The 20,112-nt window shown below is 59.8% G+C and carries 19 protein-coding genes; 4 read left to right on the top strand and 15 right to left on the bottom strand.

The annotated features are described in order from the left end of the window. The first annotated feature begins 17 nt into the window (after positions 1 to 17). Together VGC33_RS12200 and VGC33_RS12195 are read left to right on the top strand one after the other, a co-directional pair. Complete coding sequence (locus VGC33_RS12200) at positions 18 to 650, top strand: glutathione S-transferase N-terminal domain-containing protein (protein WP_331121030.1); 633 nt, start codon at positions 18 to 20, stop codon at positions 648 to 650. Between the two features lie 184 nt (positions 651 to 834). Further along, complete coding sequence (locus VGC33_RS12195; RefSeq protein ID WP_331121029.1) at positions 835 to 1,737, top strand: TIGR01777 family oxidoreductase; 903 nt, start codon at positions 835 to 837, stop codon at positions 1,735 to 1,737. A gap of 1,063 nt (positions 1,738 to 2,800) precedes the next feature. Here the strand turns inward: VGC33_RS12195 and hisP are convergent. The 14 genes from hisP to pdxB form a co-directional block, all read right to left on the bottom strand. Beyond that, a complete protein-coding gene (hisP, locus tag VGC33_RS12190) occupies positions 2,801 to 3,574 on the bottom strand; it encodes a histidine ABC transporter ATP-binding protein HisP (RefSeq protein WP_331121028.1) in 774 nt (257 codons plus the stop codon). Between the two features lie 24 nt (positions 3,575 to 3,598). Beyond that, positions 3,599 to 4,306, bottom strand: coding sequence for an ABC transporter permease (locus tag VGC33_RS12185; protein WP_331121027.1), 708 nt, complete (start codon positions 4,304 to 4,306; stop codon positions 3,599 to 3,601). Next, complete coding sequence (locus VGC33_RS12180; protein ID WP_331121026.1) at positions 4,303 to 4,989, bottom strand: histidine ABC transporter permease HisQ; 687 nt, start codon at positions 4,987 to 4,989, stop codon at positions 4,303 to 4,305. The genes VGC33_RS12185 and VGC33_RS12180 overlap by 4 nt, the downstream gene beginning before the upstream one ends. 75 nt (positions 4,990 to 5,064) lie before the next feature. Continuing rightward, positions 5,065 to 5,847 (bottom strand): lysine/arginine/ornithine ABC transporter substrate-binding protein ArgT, encoded by a 783-nt coding sequence (argT, locus tag VGC33_RS12175; protein WP_331121025.1) that lies wholly within the window; start codon positions 5,845 to 5,847, stop codon positions 5,065 to 5,067. A gap of 351 nt (positions 5,848 to 6,198) precedes the next feature. Next, positions 6,199 to 6,777, bottom strand: a complete 579-nt coding sequence (locus tag VGC33_RS12170) for a UbiX family flavin prenyltransferase (RefSeq protein ID WP_331121024.1) — start codon at positions 6,775 to 6,777, stop codon at positions 6,199 to 6,201. 131 nt (positions 6,778 to 6,908) lie between these two features. Beyond that, positions 6,909 to 8,426, bottom strand: a complete 1,518-nt coding sequence (gene purF, locus VGC33_RS12165) for an amidophosphoribosyltransferase (protein ID WP_331121023.1) — start codon at positions 8,424 to 8,426, stop codon at positions 6,909 to 6,911. A gap of 21 nt (positions 8,427 to 8,447) precedes the next feature. Next, positions 8,448 to 8,948: a colicin V production protein gene (gene cvpA / locus VGC33_RS12160; protein WP_331121022.1), complete on the bottom strand. Its 501-nt coding sequence runs from the start codon at positions 8,946 to 8,948 to the stop codon at positions 8,448 to 8,450. 317 nt (positions 8,949 to 9,265) lie between these two features. Then, the gene (dedD, locus tag VGC33_RS12155; protein ID WP_331121021.1) at positions 9,266 to 10,096 is read right to left on the bottom strand and encodes a cell division protein DedD; all 831 of its coding nucleotides are present in this window, start codon (positions 10,094 to 10,096) and stop codon (positions 9,266 to 9,268) included. Then, a complete protein-coding gene (gene folC / locus VGC33_RS12150; RefSeq protein ID WP_331121020.1) occupies positions 10,086 to 11,354 on the bottom strand; it encodes a bifunctional tetrahydrofolate synthase/dihydrofolate synthase in 1,269 nt (422 codons plus the stop codon). The genes dedD and folC overlap by 11 nt, the downstream gene beginning before the upstream one ends. A gap of 11 nt (positions 11,355 to 11,365) precedes the next feature. Then, positions 11,366 to 12,286, bottom strand: coding sequence for an acetyl-CoA carboxylase, carboxyltransferase subunit beta (accD, locus tag VGC33_RS12145; protein ID WP_331121019.1), 921 nt, complete (start codon positions 12,284 to 12,286; stop codon positions 11,366 to 11,368). Between the two features lie 232 nt (positions 12,287 to 12,518). After that, positions 12,519 to 13,172, bottom strand: coding sequence for a DedA family protein (locus VGC33_RS12140; RefSeq protein ID WP_331121018.1), 654 nt, complete (start codon positions 13,170 to 13,172; stop codon positions 12,519 to 12,521). Between the two features lie 40 nt (positions 13,173 to 13,212). Continuing rightward, positions 13,213 to 14,034 (bottom strand): tRNA pseudouridine(38-40) synthase TruA, encoded by an 822-nt coding sequence (gene truA / locus VGC33_RS12135; RefSeq protein ID WP_331121017.1) that lies wholly within the window; start codon positions 14,032 to 14,034, stop codon positions 13,213 to 13,215. Beyond that, positions 14,034 to 15,044, bottom strand: coding sequence for an aspartate-semialdehyde dehydrogenase (locus VGC33_RS12130; protein ID WP_331121016.1), 1,011 nt, complete (start codon positions 15,042 to 15,044; stop codon positions 14,034 to 14,036). Before VGC33_RS12130 ends, truA begins: the two co-directional genes overlap by 1 nt. Positions 15,045 to 15,249: 205 nt before the next feature. Beyond that, complete coding sequence (gene pdxB, locus VGC33_RS12125; RefSeq protein ID WP_331121015.1) at positions 15,250 to 16,386, bottom strand: 4-phosphoerythronate dehydrogenase PdxB; 1,137 nt, start codon at positions 16,384 to 16,386, stop codon at positions 15,250 to 15,252. A 219-nt stretch (positions 16,387 to 16,605) separates the two neighbouring features. Between pdxB and VGC33_RS12120 the strand changes: the two genes are divergently transcribed. Next, the gene (locus VGC33_RS12120; protein ID WP_331121014.1) at positions 16,606 to 17,508 is read left to right on the top strand and encodes a DMT family transporter; all 903 of its coding nucleotides are present in this window, start codon (positions 16,606 to 16,608) and stop codon (positions 17,506 to 17,508) included. Positions 17,509 to 17,640: 132 nt separating this feature from the next. Beyond that, the gene (gene flk / locus VGC33_RS12115; protein ID WP_331121013.1) at positions 17,641 to 18,675 is read left to right on the top strand and encodes a flagella biosynthesis regulator Flk; all 1,035 of its coding nucleotides are present in this window, start codon (positions 17,641 to 17,643) and stop codon (positions 18,673 to 18,675) included. 167 nt (positions 18,676 to 18,842) lie between these two features. On the opposite strand, the gene fabB is transcribed toward flk, so the two are convergent. Then, positions 18,843 to 20,054, bottom strand: coding sequence for a beta-ketoacyl-ACP synthase I (fabB, locus tag VGC33_RS12110; RefSeq protein WP_331121012.1), 1,212 nt, complete (start codon positions 20,052 to 20,054; stop codon positions 18,843 to 18,845). Between the last annotated feature and the right edge of the window lie 58 nt (positions 20,055 to 20,112).

Raw genomic sequence — 20,112 nt, 5'->3', positions numbered from 1 at the left:
ATTCACAAGGAGCAATTATGATCGATCTCTATTACGCGCCCACGCCCAACGGCCACAAGATAACGATATTTCTGGAGGAAACCGGCCTGCCTTACCACATCATTCCGATCAATATTTCCGCCAACGAACAGTTCACGCCGGAATTCCTCGCCATTTCGCCTAATAACAAAATGCCGGCGATCGTGGACCGGCAGCCCGCCGACGGCGGCGACCCCCTTAGCCTGTTCGAGTCCGGGGCGATTTTGCTCTATCTGGCGGATAAAACCGGCCAGCTTATCAGCCAGGATTTTCGCGAACGCCAGTCCACGCTGCAATGGCTGTTCTGGCAAATGGCGGGTTTTGGCCCAATGCTTGGCCAGAACCACCATTTCAACCATTACGCGCCCAAGCCGGTGCCTTACGCCATCGAGCGCTACCAGCTCGAAACCGTGCGTCTGTACGGGGTGTTAAACCGGCAACTGGCGCGGCATGCCTTTATGGCCGGCGACAGCTTCAGCATCGCTGATATCGCCACCTACCCCTGGGTCGTCTCCCACGAGCGCCAGCATATCGATTTGGCGAATTTCCCGGCGGTGCGGCGCTGGTTCGACAGCATTCACGCCCGCCCCGCGGTCGAGCGCGCCTACCGGATACCCACGCAGAAGAACTGATTACCCGTCGCGCTTCATCCGTTGAAGCGCGATATCGCCCGCCCGTGCCGCCCGTCAATCGCCGTTTCAATTGTCAATTTATTGTCAATTCAAGGGCGCGGTTCACTCATTTTCCCGGCAAAATGACCTATGCTTGTTACCAGAGGGTTTACTGACGTGCGCATTGCGGGAAGCGAGGGCAACAATGAAGATTTTGATTACCGGCGGAACCGGGCTTATTGGACGGCACCTGATAGCCAGGCTGCTGACACTGTCGCACCAGATCACGGTGCTGACCCGCGATCCCCAGCGCGCCCAGCAAAAGCTGGGTACCCATGTGACCACCCTGACCACGCTTACCTCGTGCGGTAGCCTGGATGCGTTTGACGCGGTATTCAATCTGGCGGGCGAGCCCATTGCCGATAAACGCTGGACCGACGAACAAAAGGAACGCCTCTGCCACAGCCGCTGGGACGTGACCGAACGCCTGAGCCAGCTGATACGCCAGGGCGACGATCCGCCCAAGGTGTTGATTTCCGGTTCGGCAACCGGCTTTTACGGCAACCAGGATCAGATTCTGGTCACCGAGGACGAGCCGCCGGTTCCCGAGTTTACCCATACGTTGTGCCAACGGTGGGAAGAACTGGCGTTAAGCGCGCAAAGCCCGCGCACGCGCGTTTGCCTGTCGCGCACCGGCGTGGTGCTGGCGGCGGACGGCGGTATCCTGGGCAAACTGCTGCCGCTGTTTAAACTGGGGCTGGGCGGCCCCATTGGCAATGGACGCCAGTTCCTGTCCTGGATCCATATCGACGATATGGTGAATGCGCTGATCTTCTTGCTGAACACCGACGGACTGAACGGCCCCTTCAATCTGGTGGCGCCCTATCCGGTGCATAATGAACAGTTTGCCGCCACCCTGGGCGAAGCGCTGCACCGCCCGGCGCTGATGCGCGCCCCGGCCGCGGCGGTGAAGCTGATGATGGGTGAAGGCGCCACGCTGATGCTGGGCGGTCAGCGGGCGGTGCCGAAACGCCTGGAGGAAGCCGGGTTCACCTTTCTTTATAAGGAACTTAAAGACGCCCTGGCCGATATCGCCAAAGACGAATAATGCCCGCCGGCACGCCTGGACTGGATCGGCGGGGAGTGCGCGGACGGTGGGGTTTATGTAGGACCGGTGCTTGTCGTGGGGTTTATGCCGGATCGGTGAGGGTTTCGCGGACGGTGGGGTTTATGTAGGACCGGTGCTTGTCGTGGGGTTTATGCCGGATCGGTGAGGGTTTCGCTTGCCGTGCGTTCGGTTGATATAGGTAGCGCCGGGTGCCGGCAAGCGACAAGAAGGGGCTCACGCGAGCCCCTTCTTGACTTCCCCGCGCCCGGCAGGTCGCGCGTCGCTACGCGATGCCTTCCGCCGCCCATGCCCCCGTTATGCATCGGCCCGTTATGCGCTCCCGGCGCAAACGGGCCTTTCGCCGCTCCCGGCGGCTCATGCCGGGGTCACAGGCAACGTCAGCGCGCTTTATGCCGGGACCTATGTCGCTGTTGGCATTGCATATTATGGAGCGGTAGCGGCGCTGTTGCTTTGGATAAGGGTTGAGCATCGAAGTTATGATTAGTGATTAGTGATTAGTGATTAGTGATTAGTGATTATTCGGGCTGTTGCCGTTACCCGTTAGCCTTTCGCCTTTAATCGTAAGGTATTAGCTTTTAGCTTTTAGCTTTTAGCTTTTAGCTTTTAGCTTTTAGCGTTTAGCGTTTGGCTTAAAATTAACGCTGATAATATTACCCGGTAAGGACATATCCGTAAGGACCCTAAAAATCTATTTTCTTGCAGACGATGGTGTTGACCTTGTGCCGGCATTGAGTGCGCCGGCGGCGCGCATCTCGGCTGGATGAGCCGCCGGGAGCGGCGAAAGCCCGGTGGCGCCGGGAGCGCTAACCGGGCGGTCCAGATGCCGGGATGCGGCGTTGCCGGGGACCGCGCAGCGGCGCACGATCTGCCGGACGCCCGGAGGTCAAGGAGGTTCGGGCGCAGCGAACCTCCTTGTCGCTTGCCTGTGCCAGGCAATACATAAAAGCGCCGAACGCACGGCAAGCGAAACCGCCACCAAGGCAAAATAAATCCCGCCAACCCGGCCACGATCCAGCCAAAGGAGGGAAAGCTCGGCTTTATTCTATTTCAGCGCGCCGGATAAAAACTGCTGTAAACGCGTGCTTTTAGGGTTGCCGAACACTTCGGCCGGCGTCCCCTCTTCCTCGATCACGCCCTGGTGCAGGAAAATGACGTGATTGGACACATGGCGGGCAAACTCCATCTCGTGGGTCACCACCACCATGGTTTTGCCCTCCTCCGCCAGCTTTTGCATAATACGCAGCACCTCCCCCACCAGTTCAGGATCCAGCGCGGAGGTGGGTTCATCAAACAACAGCACATCCGGTTCCATCGCCAGCGCCCGGGCGATGGACACCCGCTGCTGCTGCCCGCCGGAGAGATTGATCGGGTATTTCGCCCGCGCGCGCTCGTCAATGCCGACCTTATCGAGATACAGCACCGCCCGTTCGCGCGCCTCGCTCTTGCTTAAGCCCAAAACCTGCACCGGCGCCTCCATCACGTTTTCCAGCACCGTCATATGGCTCCACAAATTGAAATGCTGGAACACCATGGTCAGCCGGGTACGCAGCAGCTGCAGCTGTTTTTTATCAAACACCTTCAGCTGCCCGTCGCGATCGCGCACCATATGGATATCGATATTGTTAACGCTTATCGAGCCTTCGCTCGGTTTTTCAAGAAAATTAATACAGCGTAAAAACGTACTTTTACCCGAGCCGGAGGAGCCGATTATGCTTATCACGTCTCCCGCGCGCGCCTCCAGCGAAACCCCTTTCAGAACCTCCTGATCGCCGTAGCGCTTATGCAGTTCCTTAATCAACAGTTTGGTATCTTGCATGGTTATGTCCTGCACGTAATGGGATTATTGCGGTTTAACATGGCGCAGCCAGCGCTTCTCGGCCTGGCGGAACAGCCCTATCAGCACAAAAGAGATCATCAGGTAAATCACCGCCGCGATACCAAAGGCATAAAACGGCTGGTAGGTCGCCGCGTTGATATCGCGCGCAATCTTCAGCACGTCCGGAACCGTGGCGGTAAAGGCCAGGGCGGTGGAATGCAGCATCAGGATCACCTCGTTGCTGTAGGCCGGGATGGCGGTACGCAATGCGGAGGGCAGAATGATGCAACGATACAGCTTAAACCAGGTGAATCCATAGGCCCGCGCCGCCTCGATTTCACCATGAGGCACCGCGCGAATGGCGCCGGCGAAGATTTCAGTGGTATAGGCGCAGGTATTAAGCGTCAGCGCCAGGATGGTGCAATTCAGGCCGCTGCGAAAAAACGCGTTAAGCATATCGGTACCGCGCACAATCTCAAGGCTGTACATACCGGAATAGAACACCAACAGTTGTACATACAGCGGCGTGCCGCGAAAGATATAGGTAAACAACCAGACCGGAAAACGCACCCAGGGACGCGGCGATACGCGCGCCACCGCCATCAAAACCGCCAGCGCCCCACCGATGAACACCGATGAAACCAGCAGCCACAGGGTCACCGCCAGTCCGGTAAAACGATAACCGTCGCTCCAGAGCAAAGCCGGTCCATATTGACGCAGGATCTCTATCATAACTCGGCCTTCTTAACGCCCATGGAATAACGCCGGGTCAGCCATAACAGCACGCCGTTGGAGGCGGTGGTGAAAATCAGATAGACCACTCCCGCCACAATGGCGAAATAGAAGGGTTGATACGTTCCCTTGCCGGCCAGCTGCGTCGCCTTCACCACATCGTTGAGGCCCAGCAGCGAGACCAGGGCGGTGGCCTTGAGGATAACCTGCCAGTTGTTGCCGATGCCGGGCAGCGCGAATCGCATCATGGCCGGAAACATAATACGGCGGAAAATCTGCGCGCTGGAAAAACCAAACGCGGTGGCCGCTTCGATCTGGCCGCGCGGCACCGCCATAAAAGCGCCGCGAAACGTTTCAGTAAAATAGGCGCCATAGATAAAACCGAGGGTGATGATGCCGGCGGCCATGGGGTCGATATCGATTTGCTCCATGCCGATGGCTTCGGTCAGGCTGTTCAGGGCGATTTGCAGGCCGTAGAAGATCAGCAGCATCAGCACCAGATCCGGCACGCCGCGAATCAGCGTGGTATAGCCGTCAAACAGGCCTGCCAGGGTACGGCTGCGGGAAAGTTTTGCGCCGGCGCCGATAAGGCCGATGATTACCGAGAGCACCACGGACGTAAGCGCCAGCTCAAGGGTCACCAGGGCGCCGTTAATGATGAGTTGCGAATAACCATAAAGCATCGATCATATCCTGTCCTGGCGGAGGATAACAACTATTCGCCCGCGCAAAGCGCGGGCAAACACAGTGTGACAGGATTAGCCGCCGTACACGTCAAAATCAAAATACTGCTTGGCGAATTTATCGTAGGTACCGTCTTTGCGCATTTCGGCAAAGGCTTTATTCAGCGCCGCCTTCAGATCGGTTTCATCTTTACGCAGGCCCATGCCGGTGCCGACGCCGAAGAATTTATCGTCTTTCACCGACGGACCGGCGAAGACATAGCCTTTACCGGCAGGCTGTTTCAGGAAACCTTCGCTGGCGGCCACTTCATCCTGGAACGCGGCGTCGACACGGCCGGCGGCCAGATCGGCGTAGATCAGGTCCTGGTTGGCGTAAGCGACCACGTCAATGCCTTTCGGCGCCCACATGGCGTTGGCATAGGCTTCCTGGGTGGAACCTTGCAGCACGCCGACGCGTTTACCCTTCAGGGCGTCCAGGGTCGGGGTAATGGTGGTGCCGGCCTTGGCGATCAAACGGGCGTTGGCGGCGTAGAGTTTATCGGTAAAGTCGATTTCCTGTTCGCGTTTTTCAGTAATGGACAGCGAGGAAATAATGGCGTCGATTTTTTTCGCTTTCAGCGACGGAATCAGGGCGTCGAAATCGCTTTCAACAAAGGTGCATTTCGTCTGGATACGTTTGCAAAGCTCCTTGGCGATGTCAATATCAAAACCGACCAGTTCGCCGCTGGCATTTTTAGATTCGAACGGCGCATAGGTGGGATCGGTGCCGATTTTAATATTTTTAGGCACCGCGGCAAACGCGCTGCCGGCAGCGGCCAGAGCAAATACCAGAGGAAGGACTTTAACCAGCTTATTCATACATTACCCTCGGAATAATTTTTAATTAGGCACACACCGTGATGTTTTCAGCGGAATGAGCTGCACTTTTCGTGCCATTTCAGCGTAAGTTGCCAATAGCCCGACTAGCTGCGCACAAAACCGGCCGACCTGTCTGTTTACTACCCAGACCGCCGGCTATACGGCCTGGTTTTCGTTCTTGGAACCCGCTGCCGGGGTCGCTACACGCCCCGTCTGCACCATGGAAAAACATAGCATGATCACTATTGGTGCAATGTTATCAGAACGCGCCATCAGGTCGCGTCGCCAGGCGTAAATCATCACCGAAAATGCAGTACGGTTCACATCGGGCAAATAAAACCGGCAAAATGTTCAGCTTCGGTTAGCGCCCTGCCAGCGCTGAAACAAATCCTGCGGCAGCCCGATATCAAACTGGTCCAATACCCGGTTGACGGTCTGGTCGATAATGTCATGCACGGTAACGGGACGGTGATAGAACGCCGGTACCGGCGGCATGATGACGGCGCCCATTTCCGCCGCGGCGGTCATCAGCCGCAGATGTCCCAGGTGCAGCGGCGTTTCGCGCACTCCCAGCACCAGGGTGCGCCGCTCTTTTAGCACCACGTCGGCCGCGCGCGTCAGCAGGCTGTCGCTGTAGCTGTTGACGATGGCCGACAGGGTTTTCATTGAACAGGGCAGTATTACCATGCCGGCGGTGTTGAATGAGCCTGAACTGATGGTGGCGGCAATATTGCGGCAATCATGGAATTCATCGGCCATTGCCTGCAAATCGCGCACGCTGTAGTCGGTTTCCAGCGCCAGCGTCTGGCGCGCGGCGTTACTCAGCACCAAATGAGTTTCAACGCCCTCTACCGCCCTGAGCACCTGCAACAGTCTTATGCCGTAGATGGCGCCGCTGGCGCCGGTAATGCCGACTATCAGACGTTTCATGTTGATTCTCCCTGTCGCGCGCGCCTTGCTGATAAGCGCCGCCCATAATAAAAAACACCCGACGCGTGTTACCGCCCGGGTGCATATCGTCTAGCGTTTAACCGCCGGAGTGTGAGGGCGAAACGCGCCGATCACCCTTCGTTATACATCTCCAGGTTTTCGACCTCGGTTTGCCGCTGGACGGCTTTTACGTCGTCGTTGCGCAGCGATTCGAGATAGTCGAGATAACGCTGGTCGACGTCCTTGGTAACGTAGATACCATTAAATACCGAGGATTCAAATTGTACCACATCGGGATTGTCTTCCCTTACCGCCGCCTCAAGATCGCCGAGATCCTGGAAAATCAGCGCGTCGGCGCCAATCAGCGCGCGGATTTCGTCCACTTCGCGGCCGTGGGCAATCAGCTCGGTGGCGCTGGGCATATCGATGCCGTAGACGTTGGGGAAGCGGATTTCCGGCGCGGCGGAAGCCAGGTAGACATTACGCGCACCGGCTTCGCGCGCCATTTCCACGATCTGCTCGGAGGTGGTGCCGCGCACGATGGAGTCGTCCACCAGCAGCACGTTTTTATCACGAAACTCGGCGCGGTTGGCATTGAGCTTGCGGCGTACCGACTGGCGGCGCACCTGCTGGCCGGGCATGATAAAGGTGCGGCCCACGTAGCGGTTTTTCACAAAACCCTGGCGATAGGGCAGGTTGAGGATGCGGGCGATTTCCAGCGCGATATCGCAGGAGGTTTCCGGTATGGGGATAACCACGTCGATGTCGAGATCTTCCCATTCGCGGGCGATTTTTTCGCCCAGCTTTTGCCCCATGCGTACCCGGGCGCTGTAGACCGAAATTTTATCGATAAACGAGTCCGGACGGGCGAAATAGACATATTCGAACAGGCAGGGATGGCTTTGCGGGTTCTCGGCGCACTGGCGGGTGAACAGTTGGCCCGCCTCGGTGATATACACCGCTTCGCCCGGCGCCACATCGCGCAGGAACTCGAAATCCAGGGTATCAAGCGCCACGCTTTCGGAGGCCACCATGTATTCGTTGCGCCCGTCGGCCAGGGTGCGTTTGCCGATAACCAGGGGGCGGATGCCGTTCGGATCGCGAAAGGCAATCAGGCCATGGCCGATAACCATGCCGACCACGGCGTAGGCGCCGCGGATCTGCTGATGGGTGGCCGCGACCGCCGCGAAAATATCGTCGGCTTCCAGGGGATAATCCGGGAATCGGTCCAGCTCGCTTGCCAGGATATTAAGCAGGATTTCCGAGTCGGACGTGGTATTGATATGGCGACGTCCCTTTTCGAACAATTTTTTACGCAGTTCGTGGGCGTTGGTCAGGTTGCCATTATGCGCCAGGGTGATGCCGAACGGGGAATTGACATAGAAGGGTTGCGCTTCGGAGGCGCTGGAGCTGCCGGCGGTGGGGTAGCGCACATGGCCGATGCCCATGTTGCCCTGCAAACGCTGCATGTGCCGTGCTTCAAATACATCCTTCACCAGGCCATTGGCTTTGCGCAGGCGAAAGCAATCCAATGCATCAATGGTGACGATGCCCGCGGCATCCTGCCCACGGTGCTGAAGCACCGTTAACGCGTCATAAATCGACTGGTTGACCGGCATAAATCCGGCGATACCGACAATACCGCACATAGTGTCATTTCCTCATCAGCGTTACCGAAGCGTTAAATGCTTGGGTAAGAAACTCGACGTGTTTTGCAGATAGTCGAAAAACCATCTGATAATACCGCTGAACTGCGGTATCAGCTGGGACTGTTGCCAGTCCGCGCTCTGGGAGAAGCCGGTGAAGGTATCCAGGAAGAATAGCATGGCCGAGACGACCAGTATGCCCCTGAGTGCGCCGAAACAGACGCCCAACACGCGGTCGGTGCCGGATAAGCCGGTCCGCTCCACCAGAGAGCCAATCACGTAATTGACGATTGCCCCGACTATCAGGGTAGCCACGAACAGCAAGGCAATCGCGATACCGTTACGAACCAGCTGATCTTCAAAGCGGGTAAAATAGACAGCGAGATAAACATAATAGTGGCTGGCGACAAAAAACGCACATGCCCATGTCACTAATGATAACGCTTCACGTATAAACCCGCGAATCAGACTTATCAGAGCAGAAAATACAATGATGCCAATAATGACGTAATCAACCCAGATCATGCATGCATCCCTTGGTCATCCGCCCCGAAGCTGGTTCGCGGCGAATTCTATCAGAAAACGAAAACGTTTGCGCAGCGGAATTCCTGCCCAAAGTTAAATAAATAACGGCGATTAAAAAAAGCCAATCGCCGCAGGAAGATAGGCCGCCGATGGCGCGCTCTCCCTTTCACACACCCTTTGCAAGCACGGCGTTAGCGGGCCTAGCGAGCCATGGGCGCTCGGTCGGGCGGGAAAACCACGCCCGATTCGACCCCATCGGCACGCTTTCCCTTCAACACGTCGGCTTTACGTTCCCTGTTGGCGTGCCAGGGTAAACATCATCGCGTCTGGTACGTTCGCAGTTGGCCGCTCAGGCCGCTGAGCTGGTTCATTTCAGGCAGCGAGCTTTGCAGCTTTTGCTTCGATGCGTCCGGTCCGACGAAAATGCGCGTGATCTGCCCCGCCACCGGCGTCGACGGTACGGTGTAGACCCGGTAACCGGACGCGCGCAGCTTGCCGACGATTTCCGTTACCTTGGTCGCGTTTTTCAGCGCGCCCAACTGCACCACCCAGGCTTGTCCCTGTGGCGCCTGTTCCGGGGTTTCCTTTTCCGCCGGCTTGGGCGCGGCAACCGGTTTGGCTTCAGGGGCGGCTTCCGCGCGCGGCGCGACGGGTTTGGCCTCAGTGATTTCCACGCGCGCCTCGGGTTTCGCGGCCGGTTTGGCCGGTTCCACGCGCGGCGCGGGCGCGGCGGCCGGTTTGGCTTGCTCAGGTCGCGCGACAGGTTTTACCGGCTCCTGGCGCGCCACCACCGGTTTAGGCGGTGCGGCTTTGACCGGCTCGCGCGGCGCGGCCTTGGGCGCGGCCTTCACCGGCGGCGCGGCTGGCTGCGGGGCATCCGGCGTGTCGGAGTCGTCCGCGTCCGGCGCCTGGTTTGCCTGCTCTACCGCCGCTCCGGCCCCTTCCGGCGGCTGGCTGGGCAGGGCCTGGTTAGCCTGCGGGGAGGCGTCCGCCTCGTCGCTGTCACCGGGTTTGGGCACCAGTGGGATTGCGGCGAATTCGTCCTGATAGTGCTTTTTTTTGCCATCCAGCAGTCCGGGCAGCACGATAACCCCCAGGGCAACGATGATGATGGTTCCCACCAAGCGGTTTTGAAACTTACTCGCCACGTTGTTTCTCCGGGTCTGTTATCGCAACGATCGGCGCCACGGTATGAAATGAACCAAAAACCAGCACGCAGTCGTCGGCATCGGCATCGGCCAGCGCCTGGCGCCAGGCCGCGGCCACGTCGTCAAACCGGCGGGCATGATCAAGATGCAGCGCCAGCTGCGATGCGCTGGCGCCACGCGCATCATGCAGGGTGGCGCAATACCATTCATCCACCTGCCCGCGCAGGCAGGCCAGGGTGCCGGCAATATCCTTGTCCGCCAGCATGCCGACGACGGCGCGCACTTTACCCGGGATGTTTTGTTTTGCCAGCCGTTGCGCCAGGTATCCGGCCGCGTGCGGATTATGCGCCACGTCGAGGATGCGCAACGGCCGCTGGCCGACCACCTGGAAACGGCCCGGCAGCGACGCCTGGGCCAGCCCCTGGCGGATGGCCCGTTCGGGGACCTGCAGGGGAAAACGCCTGAGCGCCGCGAGGGCGGTGGCGGCGTTTTCCAGCGGGATCAGCGGCAGCGGCAGTCCGGTCAGGGCCAAGTGCGGGTCGCGCCAGCTCCAGGTATCGCCGTCCAGGCTGAAATGCCAGTCGCGATCGCGGCAGTACAGCTGCGCGCCCACGGCGAGCGCCGTGTCGTCGATCGAGGCGGGCCGATCCGGTTCCCCGACCACCGCGGGCCGGCCGGCGCGCAGGATACCGGCTTTTTCCCGGCCGATGCTCTCGCGATCCGGTCCCAGCAGTTCAGTATGGTCAAGGGCGATACTGGTGATGACCGACACATCGGCATCGACGATATTGGTGGCGTCCAGCCGTCCGCCCAGTCCGACCTCAAGCACCACCACATCCAGCTGCGCCTGCATAAACAGCCAAAAAGCCGCCAGGGTGCCGAATTCAAAATAACTCAGGGACGTGGCGCCGCGCCCGGCTTCCACCGCCGCCATGGCCGCGCTGTGCCGCGCCTCGGGCAATTCATTGCCCTGGACACGCACCCGTTCGGTATAGCGCAGCAGATGGGGAGAACTGTAGACGCCGACCCTATATCCCCCGGCCAGCAGCACCGCCTCGATCAGACGGCAGGTGGTGCCTTTGCCATTGGTGCCGGCGACGGTGATAATCCGGGGCGCGGGGCGCAACAGGCCCATATCGGCGGCCACCCGGCCCACCCGATCCAGGCCGAGATCGATGGTCTTGGCGTGCAGGCGTTCAAGATAATACAGCCACGCCGCCAGGGGCGATGCGGCCTGTGGACTCATAAGGTTTTCCATGCGTCCCGTCCTCAGACCTCGTCCGGACGCTCTTCGGGGATCGTCTCAGGCCTGGCTTCATGGGAATGTATCGCCTCCGGCTGCGGCCGGTCGGTCATCTTGGCCAGCAGGCTCGCCAGTTTCAGGCGCATCTCCGGCCGGCGGATGATCATGTCGATGGCGCCTTTCTCCAACAGGAATTCACTGCGCTGGAATCCGGCCGGCAGTTTTTCCCGTACCGTTTGCTCGATGACGCGCGGCCCGGCAAAGCCTATCAGGGCTTTGGGTTCGGCGATGTTCAGGTCGCCGAGCATGGCCAGGCTCGCCGATACGCCGCCCATGGTCGGATCGGTCAGCACCGAAATATAGGGCAAGCGACGCGCCCGCAGTTTTGCCAGTGCGGCGCTGGTTTTCGCCATCTGCATCAACGACAGCAGCGCTTCCTGCATACGGGCGCCGCCGCTGGCGGAGAAGCAGACCAGCGGACATTCGTCTTCAAGCGATTGCTCGACGGCGCGGACGAAACGCGCCCCGACCACCGACGACATGGAACCACCGATAAAGGCGAATTCAAAGGCGGCCACGACCACCGGCATATCGTAAATCGTGCCTTTCATGACCACCAGGGCGTCTTTTTCATCGGTGGCTTTTTGCGCCGCCGCCAGGCGATCTTTGTATTTTTTCGAGTCCTTGAACTTCAGGATATCCCGGGGTTCCAGTTCGCTGCCCAGTTCCACCTCGCTGCCTTTATCCAAAAAGGCATGCAGGCGGGCACGGGCGGTCATGCGCATATGATGATCGCATTTGGGGCAGACCTCGAGGTTGCGCTCAAGCTCGGCACGGTAGAGTACCTGTCCGCAGCTATCACACTTGGTCCATACGCCTTCGGGGATATTCGCCCTGCGCGCCGGGGTGATAGTGCTCTTATTGAGTATTCGTTCAATCCAGCTCATCGATAACCTTTCTGTTTGAACCTGGCAAGCGCCAGTCCGCTATTCATACCTTGACCGCGGCGCCGGCACGACGCTCGCCGCTGTCTTGCCGTCGCCTGATTCCCCACGCCTGGGCGGCGCGGGGAAGGGTCATTGAAAATGTCGCCCATTAAACCATAACCGCCAACGAGTTGGGATAGAAAACTCTGCCCGTTGCTCACAATTCAGCCATGGCGCGGCAAATGCCGTGCGTTTACCTGCGGGCGGCGGCGCGCCTGTGGCGCCAGACCTCAATCACGCCGGGCAGGATAGACAGCAAAATGATGGCGACAATCAGTAATTTCAAGTTTTCCTGCACCACGGGCAGATCGCCGAACAGATAACCGGCATAGGTGAAGAGTACGACCCAGATTATGCCGCCGGTAATATTGAACAGGGCGAAATGGCGATAGGACATATGCCCCATGCCGGCGACGAAAGGCGCGAAGGTCCTGACAATCGGCACAAACCGGGCCAGAATAATGGTTTTACCGCCGTGGCGCGCGTAAAACTGGTGGGTCTTGTCCAGGTAGCTGCGGCGGAAAATGCGGGAATTGGGATTGCTGAACAGTTTTTCACCGAACAGCCGCCCGATGGTGTAATTGACCGCATCGCCCAGGATCGCCGCACAGGCCATCAATAGCGCCATCAGATGCACATCCAGGCTGTTGGTCGGCAAGGCCGCCAGGGCGCCGGCGACAAACAGCAGGGAGTCACCGGGCAAAAAGGGCGTCACCACCAGTCCGGTTTCACAAAACAAAATCAAGAACAGGATGGCGTACACCCAGATGCCGTACTGGGCCACCAGTTCCGCCAGATGGACATCAATATGCAAAATAAAATCAATAATGAATCTAATAAATTCCATGTTCAGAATCCCGGCAACGCCAATGTTATGTTCAGTACCATCAATCCAGCAGGAATAACGGTCCCATGGGAGGATACGGCAAGTCAAACGGTGCGGGGTAGTCCACCGCCACCAGATAAAGTCCTTCAGCCCTGGCCGTCGCGGCGGCCAGGGCGCGATCCCGCGCTGCCAGTAATTCGTCCAGCCATTCCGCAGGACGGTTGCCGCAGCCTATTTCCATCAGGCTGCCCACGATATTACGCACCATATGGTGCAGGAACGCATTGGCCTTGATATCCACCACGATATACGCGCCGTAGCGCGTGACGGTGAGGTGTTTCATATTACGCCAGGGCGTGCGCGACTGGCACTGCAAAGCGCGGAATGATGTGAAATCATGCTCGCCCAGCAGGCATTGTCCCGCCCGCTGCATGATATCCGCATCCAGCTGATGGTAATAATGCGTCACGCCCCGGGACAGAATCGCCGGGCGATAAGGATGATTATAGATAATATAGCGGTAACGACGCGCCGTGGCGCTAAAACGCGCGTGAAATTCATCCGCGACGCTCCGCACCCAGCGAACCGCCACGTCCGGCGGCAGGTTGGCGTTAACCCCCAGCGTCCAGGCGGAGTCTTCCCGCCGCGCGCTGGTGTCGAAATGCACAACCTGGCCGGTGGCGTGCACGCCCGCGTCGGTGCGGCCGGCGCACTGCACCGCGATGGGCTCGTTGGCCACTTTGGACAAGGCCTGTTCCAGGCAGGACTGAACGCTGACGACTTCCGACTGTCGCTGCCAGCCGTAAAAGCGGCTGCCGTCATACTCAATGCCCAAGGCAATCCTGGCCGTTGCCGCTTGGCCGGCGTAAACATCCCGGGACATTAATAAAAGTACTCCGCCACCAGCAGTTCCGCGGTTTGCAACGCCATCAGCGCGCCGCCGAAGCGCACGTTATCCGCCACCGACCAGAATTGCAGCAGATCCGGCATGCCGTAGTCGTTGCGCAGGCAACCGACGCTGAGATGCGCCTGTCCGGACGCATCCTCGACCTGGGTGGGATACTCCCCTTCCTCGCTGACGTTGATGCTTTCGCCCGCGGTCAACGCATCGCGCGCTTCCTCGGGCCCCATCGGCCGCTGGGTTTCCAGATGCACCATCTGGGCATGGCCGTAAAACACCGGGGTCTGGACGCTGCTGACCGCGATCGGCAATCCCTCGTCCTGCAATACCTTGCGCACTTCATCCACCAGGCGTCGCTCAACCTGGACGCTGCCCAGTTCATCCGCCACCAGCGGCAGAAGATTAAAGGCCAGCTGACGGTTGAAGAAGCCCGGCTCGGTGGGCAGGCCGTTCAGCAGCCTGGCGCTCTGGCCCGCCAGCGCGTCCACCGCCGCCTTGCCCTGCCCCGAGGCGCTGAGCAGGTTGACGACATGCAGCCGGGTCAGGCCGGCCAGATCGGTAAGCGGCCGCACCGCCAGCAGCAGTTGACTGGTCAGGCTGTCGGCCACCGCCACCAGGCTGCGGTTGCGATAATCCGCCAGCACCGCATCGTTGACGCCGGGCACCACCAGCGGCACGTCCGGCTCCAGGGCAAACAGGCCGCTGGAGTCGATAACCACGCAGCCCGCGGCGGCGGCCGGTTCCGCATACAAGGCGCTCGCCGCGCCGCCGGCGACAAAAAAGGCCAGTTGCGCCTGGGTCCAGTCAAACTGCGCCGCGTCGGTGACCAGGATGCTTTTGCCGTCAAAACGCAGCGTTTCACCGGCGCCGCGGTCGCTTGCCAGCGGAAACAGCTCGCCCACCGGGAACTGCCGCTCCTGTAACAACTCCAGCAGCGCCGTACCGACCGCGCCTGTTGCGCCCAAAAGGGCGATATTCCAGCCGTCAGACATAACATCTCTCCAAAGCAATGCATCATCGGGGCGGGGAGGCCTGGGCCTGCCCGCGCAATAAGAGTTATACCCTAAATACTTCAAGTTGCAGGTGTGTTGGCTTTCCTCGCTCACCCCAGTCACTTACCGTAGTAAGCTCCTGGGGATTCGCTGCGTTGCCGCCTTCCTGCAACTTGAAGTATTTAGGGTATATACCGCCGGGTGTCTAACGGGCGCCGGCCGCCACGGCGTTAAAGCCGAGGTCGCGCAGAGCCGCCACCGCCGCGGCGTCATCGCAGGCCACGCACAGCGAGGACCATTCGCGGCGCTCGTGATACCCCCTGCGCAGCCGGTCGAATTCTCCCGGCATGGCCGCCACCCGGCGCAGGGATGCGTCATCGCGGCGCACATCATACACCAGATGGACCAATTGCCGGAGCATCGCCTCATCCAACGGGCCGTGCAATTCTATCCGCTCGACGGACGGACGGGGCAGCAGCTCGCCGAGCGGCGCGCGCTGCGGCAAGCCGAGAAAGGCGCCATAGGCCTCGAAAACCTGGGTGGTGCCGCGCGCCTTGCCTTCTAGCGTATAACCGGCAATATGCGGCGTGCCGATATCGACCCGCGCGAGCAGCGGCAGCGACAGCGCCGGCTCCGGTTCCCACACGTCGAGCACGGCGCGCAATTTTTTACCCCGCTCCAGGGCGTCCAGCAGCGCGGCATTGTCCACCACCGCGCCGCGGCAGGCATTGATTAAAATACGATCGCCGGGCAGCGCCGCCAGCAGATCCGCATCCACCTGATGCCAGGTGCGATACGGGCCGGACCTGTTCAACGGCGTATGGAACGTCAGCACGTCCGCTTCGCGCACCAGGGTTGCCAACGAATGAAAATCATCGCCATCGCCGCGATCGGCGCGGGGCGGATCGCACAGCAGCGTGCGGATGCCCAGCGCCTTGAGGCGACGATCGAGCCGCCCACCCACATTGCCCACGCCGATAATGCCGACGGTTTTATCCCGCAGGGAAAAGCCGTCGCGCTCCGCCAGCATCAGCAGCGAAGAAAACACGTATTCCACCACCGCCACCGCGTTGCACCCCGGCGCGGCGGCGAAGGCGATACCGGCCTCATCCAGCCAGGCGCGGTCCACATGGTCGGTGCCCGCGGTCGCCGTGCCGACAAATTTCACGTCGCTTGCGGCCAATAGCCCGGCATCGACCCTGGTTACCGAGCGCACCATCAACGCATCGGCGCCGGCAAGCGCGGCGGACGACAGCTGGCGCCCGGCGATCGGCCTGACCTCGCCCAGCCGGCTGAATAATTGGTGGGCATAGGGCATATTTTCATCGACCAGGATTTTCACATCCAACTCCGGCGGCTAATGGCCCGCATGATAAAAAGGGGGAATATTTTGCCACCGAACGCGGGAAAATCCCAATGCTATCGCGCATGCGATTGGCACAACCTGTTAATACCGTATTAATATTGCCCGCTTATGTTTAGGATGCGTTGTTTAAATTATTTACCGTCACCGCGCTGCTGGCTCCGTATAATGGCGCATTGACATCAACAGGATCGCTGAATGACTATTTTTTATCCCCTGCTGGCCGTGCTGATTTGGTCGGTTAACGCCATTGTCAGCAAGATGTCCGCCAGCGCCATCGATCCGGCGGCAATCTCATTTTACCGTTGGCTGGTGGCCCTGGTGATACTGACGCCGTTTGTCCTGCCCGGCGCGCTGCGCAACCGGCGTATCGTGCGCGCCCAAGGCTGGCGCCTGTTGGTGCTGGGACTGCTGGGCATGGTATTATACCAAAGCCTGGCTTATTACGCCGCGCATAGCGTGAGCGCGCTGTTTATGGGGATATTGAATTCATTGATACCGCTGTTGACGGTATTGTTCAGCATCCTGCTGCTGCGCGCCGTGCCGACGGTCGGGGTATTGCTGGGGACTCTGCTCTCGTTCGGCGGCCTGGTCTGGCTGGTCAGCGCGGGCCATCCCCGGTCGCTGCTGAGCCACGGGATGGGCGGCGGCGAGCTGATGATGATCGGCGCGTCCGCCTCCTACGCCTTGTACGGCGTGCTGACCCGTCGCTGGGCGATACCGCTGCCCAACTGGCAATCGCTCTATATCCAGGTGGCGTTCGGCGTGCTGCTCCTGCTGCCGGGGTTCCTGCTGGCGCCGGATGTTGGTCTGACGGCGCGCAATATTCCGCTGGTGATGTTCGCCGGCATCGCCGCGTCCCTGGTGGCGCCATATCTGTGGATCCAGGGCGTAATGAGGCTGGGGGCCAATACCGCGTCGATTTTCATGAACCTGGCGCCGTTGTTTACCGCCGCCATTGCGGTACTTTTTCTCCATGAACAGTTGCACAGCTATCACGTCGTCGGCGGTGGTATTACACTATTGGGAGTGATACTGGCACAACGGCTGCGCACGCCCCTGATCCGCCGGCGGGGTAAAGAGCAGAAAATGCCTTCCTGACGCCAGACGCTACCGCAGGCCATGGCGGCTTGTTATCATTCGCCGCATTGTTGATCTGAGCGCACGATGTCATAGCGCCGAAGCTATGGCCGGGCTGGACGACAGCGCCCTTCACGCTAAAGGATGAGTCATATGCAACCTGTAAGTGGCCCCGGTACACCATTGCAGGGCGATCCGCCCCTGGCTACCGCGGGCAGCGCACCTTTAGGGCAAGAGGGCGAGAAGCCGCTGACCACGGCGCAGCGTACCGCCCTGGAACGGCTGATTATCAAGATCATGGCGTTGAGCAACAGCAAAGCGCCCGAAATCTGGGCCGCGTTGCGCCACCAGTTAAATATCGCCAATGACGGCGAGCTGACCGCGCGTCATTTCCAGCCCGCCGAACAGCTGCTGCAAAACAGGCTGGACCAGGCGCAGCAAACCCACGCCGGGCGCCAGTTGATGCAGCAGTTGACCGAACTGCTGCCCCAGGGCAACAACCGCCAGGCGGTCAGTGATTTTATCCGCCGGGAATATGGCCATACCGTGTTAAGCCAGCTTAACCCCGAGCAGCTGGTGCAGGTGGTGGCGTTACTGCAAAACGGCCAGCTGAATATTCCACAGCCGCAGCAGTCGCCCATTACCGATCGCACGCTGCTGCCGGCCGAGCACCATGCCCTGAACCAGCAAATCATCCGCCTGGCGGCGGTGACCGGCGAATCCCCGGCGGAAATCTGGCAAAGCCTGATGATCATGATGGGCCTGAAATCGGGCGATCCCATTCCGGCGCGCCACTTCCAGCTGCTGATGCAATTCCTGCAGGGACACGTGACGCTGTCGCAACAAGCGTCCCCTACGCTCGCATCGGTGCAGGCCACCCTGAAACAGCCGACCAGCAGCGAGGAACAGCAGGCGATAGAAGCATACTGCCAGCAGCATTTCAACGCACCGCCCCAGAGCGTGCTGACGCCGGCGCAGGTGGGCGCGGTGATGCAATTCCTGTTTATCTATCGCCTTGCCCGCACGCAAAGCCAGCACCAGACTCCCGACGCCCGGCTGCTGCAGCCGGCGATGAGTCCGCTTATCGCAACCGAGCCTATCACCCCCGCGGCCAGGATCACCCGCTCGCGCTGGATCGTGGCGCTGGCCGTGGCCGGTGCCTTGCTGCTGATCTGGATTTTGATGTAAACCCGGAAGACGCGCGCAAAAAAAACCATCCCGGACCGGATAAGCCGGCGGGATGGTTTTAAATCAACGCTTCGGGAAGACCCGTACTTCGGGGCTGATGAGCGCCGGCAAGCGCGCCTCTGCATGACGGAGACGTTTATACCCGTTTCACCGTCCCGTTAAGCCGCTTAGTCGTATTTGCGTATTACCAGCGTGGCGTTGGTGCCGCCGAAACCGAAGCTGTTGGTCATGACCGTGGTCAACCTGCGCTCGGTGGGGACGGTGATGACGTTCATGCCTTCGGCCTGCGGATCGAGCTGGTCTATATTGATGCTCGGCGCGATGAAATTGTGCTCCAGCATCAGCAGCGTATAAATGGTTTCATGTACCCCCGCCGCGCCGAGCGAATGGCCGGTCATGGCCTTGGTGGAGGAAAACGCCGGCTGGCTGTCGCCGAAGGTTTCGCGGATGGCCCAGAGTTCCTTCACATCGCCCACCGGCGTGGAGGTGCCGTGCACATTCAGGTAATCGATAGGCGTATCGACGTCTTTCAGCGCCATCTTCATGCAGCGGATGGCCCCTTCGCCGGATGGCGCCACCATGTCCGCGCCGTCGGAGTTGGCGCCGTAGCCGATGATTTCACCGTAGATATGCGCGCCGCGGGCCAGCGCGTGCTCCAGCTCTTCCACCACCACGATACCGCCGCCGCCGGCGATAACAAAACCGTCGCGGTTGACGTCATAGGTGCGGGATGCTTTAGCCGGGGTTTCATTATAATGGGTGGACAGCGCGCCCATGGCATCGAACTCGCAGGCCATTTCCCAGCACAGCTCCTCGCCGCCGCCGGCGAACACCACGTCCTGCTTGCCCAGCTGGATCATTTCCACCGCGTTGCCGATGCAGTGCGCGGAGGTGGAGCAGGCGGAACTGATGGAATAGTTGACGCCGCGGATCTTGAACGGCGTCGCCAGGCAGGCGGACACGCCGGACCCCATGGCCTTGGTGACCATATAGGGACCAACGCCGCGCAGGCCGCGCGCGCGCATGCCGTCGGAGCCGGCGACCTGGTTGCGCGGCGAGCCGCCGCCGGAGCCGACGATAAGTCCGGTGCGATCGTTGGAAACCTGTTCCGGGCTTAACCCGGCATCCTTGATTGCCTGTTCCATGGAGAGATAAGCATAAATGGAAGCATCACTCATGAAGCGCGCAATTTTACGATCAATCAGCCCGGTAGTATCGAGTTTAATATCGCCCCAAACGTGGCTGCGCATGCCGGAATCTTTTAATTCCTGGGAAAACGTGATTCCGGAGCGGCCTTGTTGCAGAGATGCCAGGACTTCTTTCTGGTCATTACCAATACTCGATAAGATCCCCAGGCCGGTAATCACTGCACGTTTCATTTAATACCTCTTGTATTTATATATGAGATTCTGTGACGCACTTTAGCGTACAGTTGTA

Origin of the sequence: Acerihabitans sp. (genome assembly GCF_036398755.1) — a bacterium.
In the GTDB taxonomy this organism is placed as follows: Bacteria; Pseudomonadota; Gammaproteobacteria; order Enterobacterales; family Enterobacteriaceae; genus Acerihabitans.
The sequence above is the reverse complement of the archived record's forward strand: the minus strand, read 5'-3'. Positions and strand labels throughout refer to the sequence as shown.

Bases quoted from the DNA above. Each gene is read 5' to 3' on its own strand.
- truA (WP_331121017.1), bottom strand. From the start codon at position 14,034: ATGTCCCGGGATGTTTACGCCGGCCAAGCGGCAACGGCCAGGATTGCC.
- VGC33_RS12180 (WP_331121026.1), bottom strand. From the start codon at position 4,989: ATGCTTTATGGTTATTCGCAACTCATCATTAACGGCGCCCTGGTGACC.
- VGC33_RS12170 (WP_331121024.1), bottom strand. From the start codon at position 6,777: ATGAAACGTCTGATAGTCGGCATTACCGGCGCCAGCGGCGCCATCTAC.
- folC (WP_331121020.1), bottom strand. From the start codon at position 11,354: ATGGAAAACCTTATGAGTCCACAGGCCGCATCGCCCCTGGCGGCGTGG.
- flk (WP_331121013.1), top strand. From the start codon at position 17,641: ATGCAACCTGTAAGTGGCCCCGGTACACCATTGCAGGGCGATCCGCCC.
- accD (WP_331121019.1), bottom strand. From the start codon at position 12,286: ATGAGCTGGATTGAACGAATACTCAATAAGAGCACTATCACCCCGGCG.
- cvpA (WP_331121022.1), bottom strand. From the start codon at position 8,948: ATGATCTGGGTTGATTACGTCATTATTGGCATCATTGTATTTTCTGCT.
- hisP (WP_331121028.1), bottom strand. From the start codon at position 3,574: ATGCAAGATACCAAACTGTTGATTAAGGAACTGCATAAGCGCTACGGC.
- purF (WP_331121023.1), bottom strand. From the start codon at position 8,426: ATGTGCGGTATTGTCGGTATCGCCGGATTTATGCCGGTCAACCAGTCG.
- argT (WP_331121025.1), bottom strand. From the start codon at position 5,847: ATGAATAAGCTGGTTAAAGTCCTTCCTCTGGTATTTGCTCTGGCCGCT.
- fabB (WP_331121012.1), bottom strand. From the start codon at position 20,054: ATGAAACGTGCAGTGATTACCGGCCTGGGGATCTTATCGAGTATTGGT.
- VGC33_RS12195 (WP_331121029.1), top strand. From the start codon at position 835: ATGAAGATTTTGATTACCGGCGGAACCGGGCTTATTGGACGGCACCTG.
- VGC33_RS12140 (WP_331121018.1), bottom strand. From the start codon at position 13,172: ATGGAATTTATTAGATTCATTATTGATTTTATTTTGCATATTGATGTC.
- VGC33_RS12200 (WP_331121030.1), top strand. From the start codon at position 18: ATGATCGATCTCTATTACGCGCCCACGCCCAACGGCCACAAGATAACG.
- VGC33_RS12185 (WP_331121027.1), bottom strand. From the start codon at position 4,306: ATGATAGAGATCCTGCGTCAATATGGACCGGCTTTGCTCTGGAGCGAC.
- VGC33_RS12130 (WP_331121016.1), bottom strand. From the start codon at position 15,044: ATGTCTGACGGCTGGAATATCGCCCTTTTGGGCGCAACAGGCGCGGTC.
- VGC33_RS12120 (WP_331121014.1), top strand. From the start codon at position 16,606: ATGACTATTTTTTATCCCCTGCTGGCCGTGCTGATTTGGTCGGTTAAC.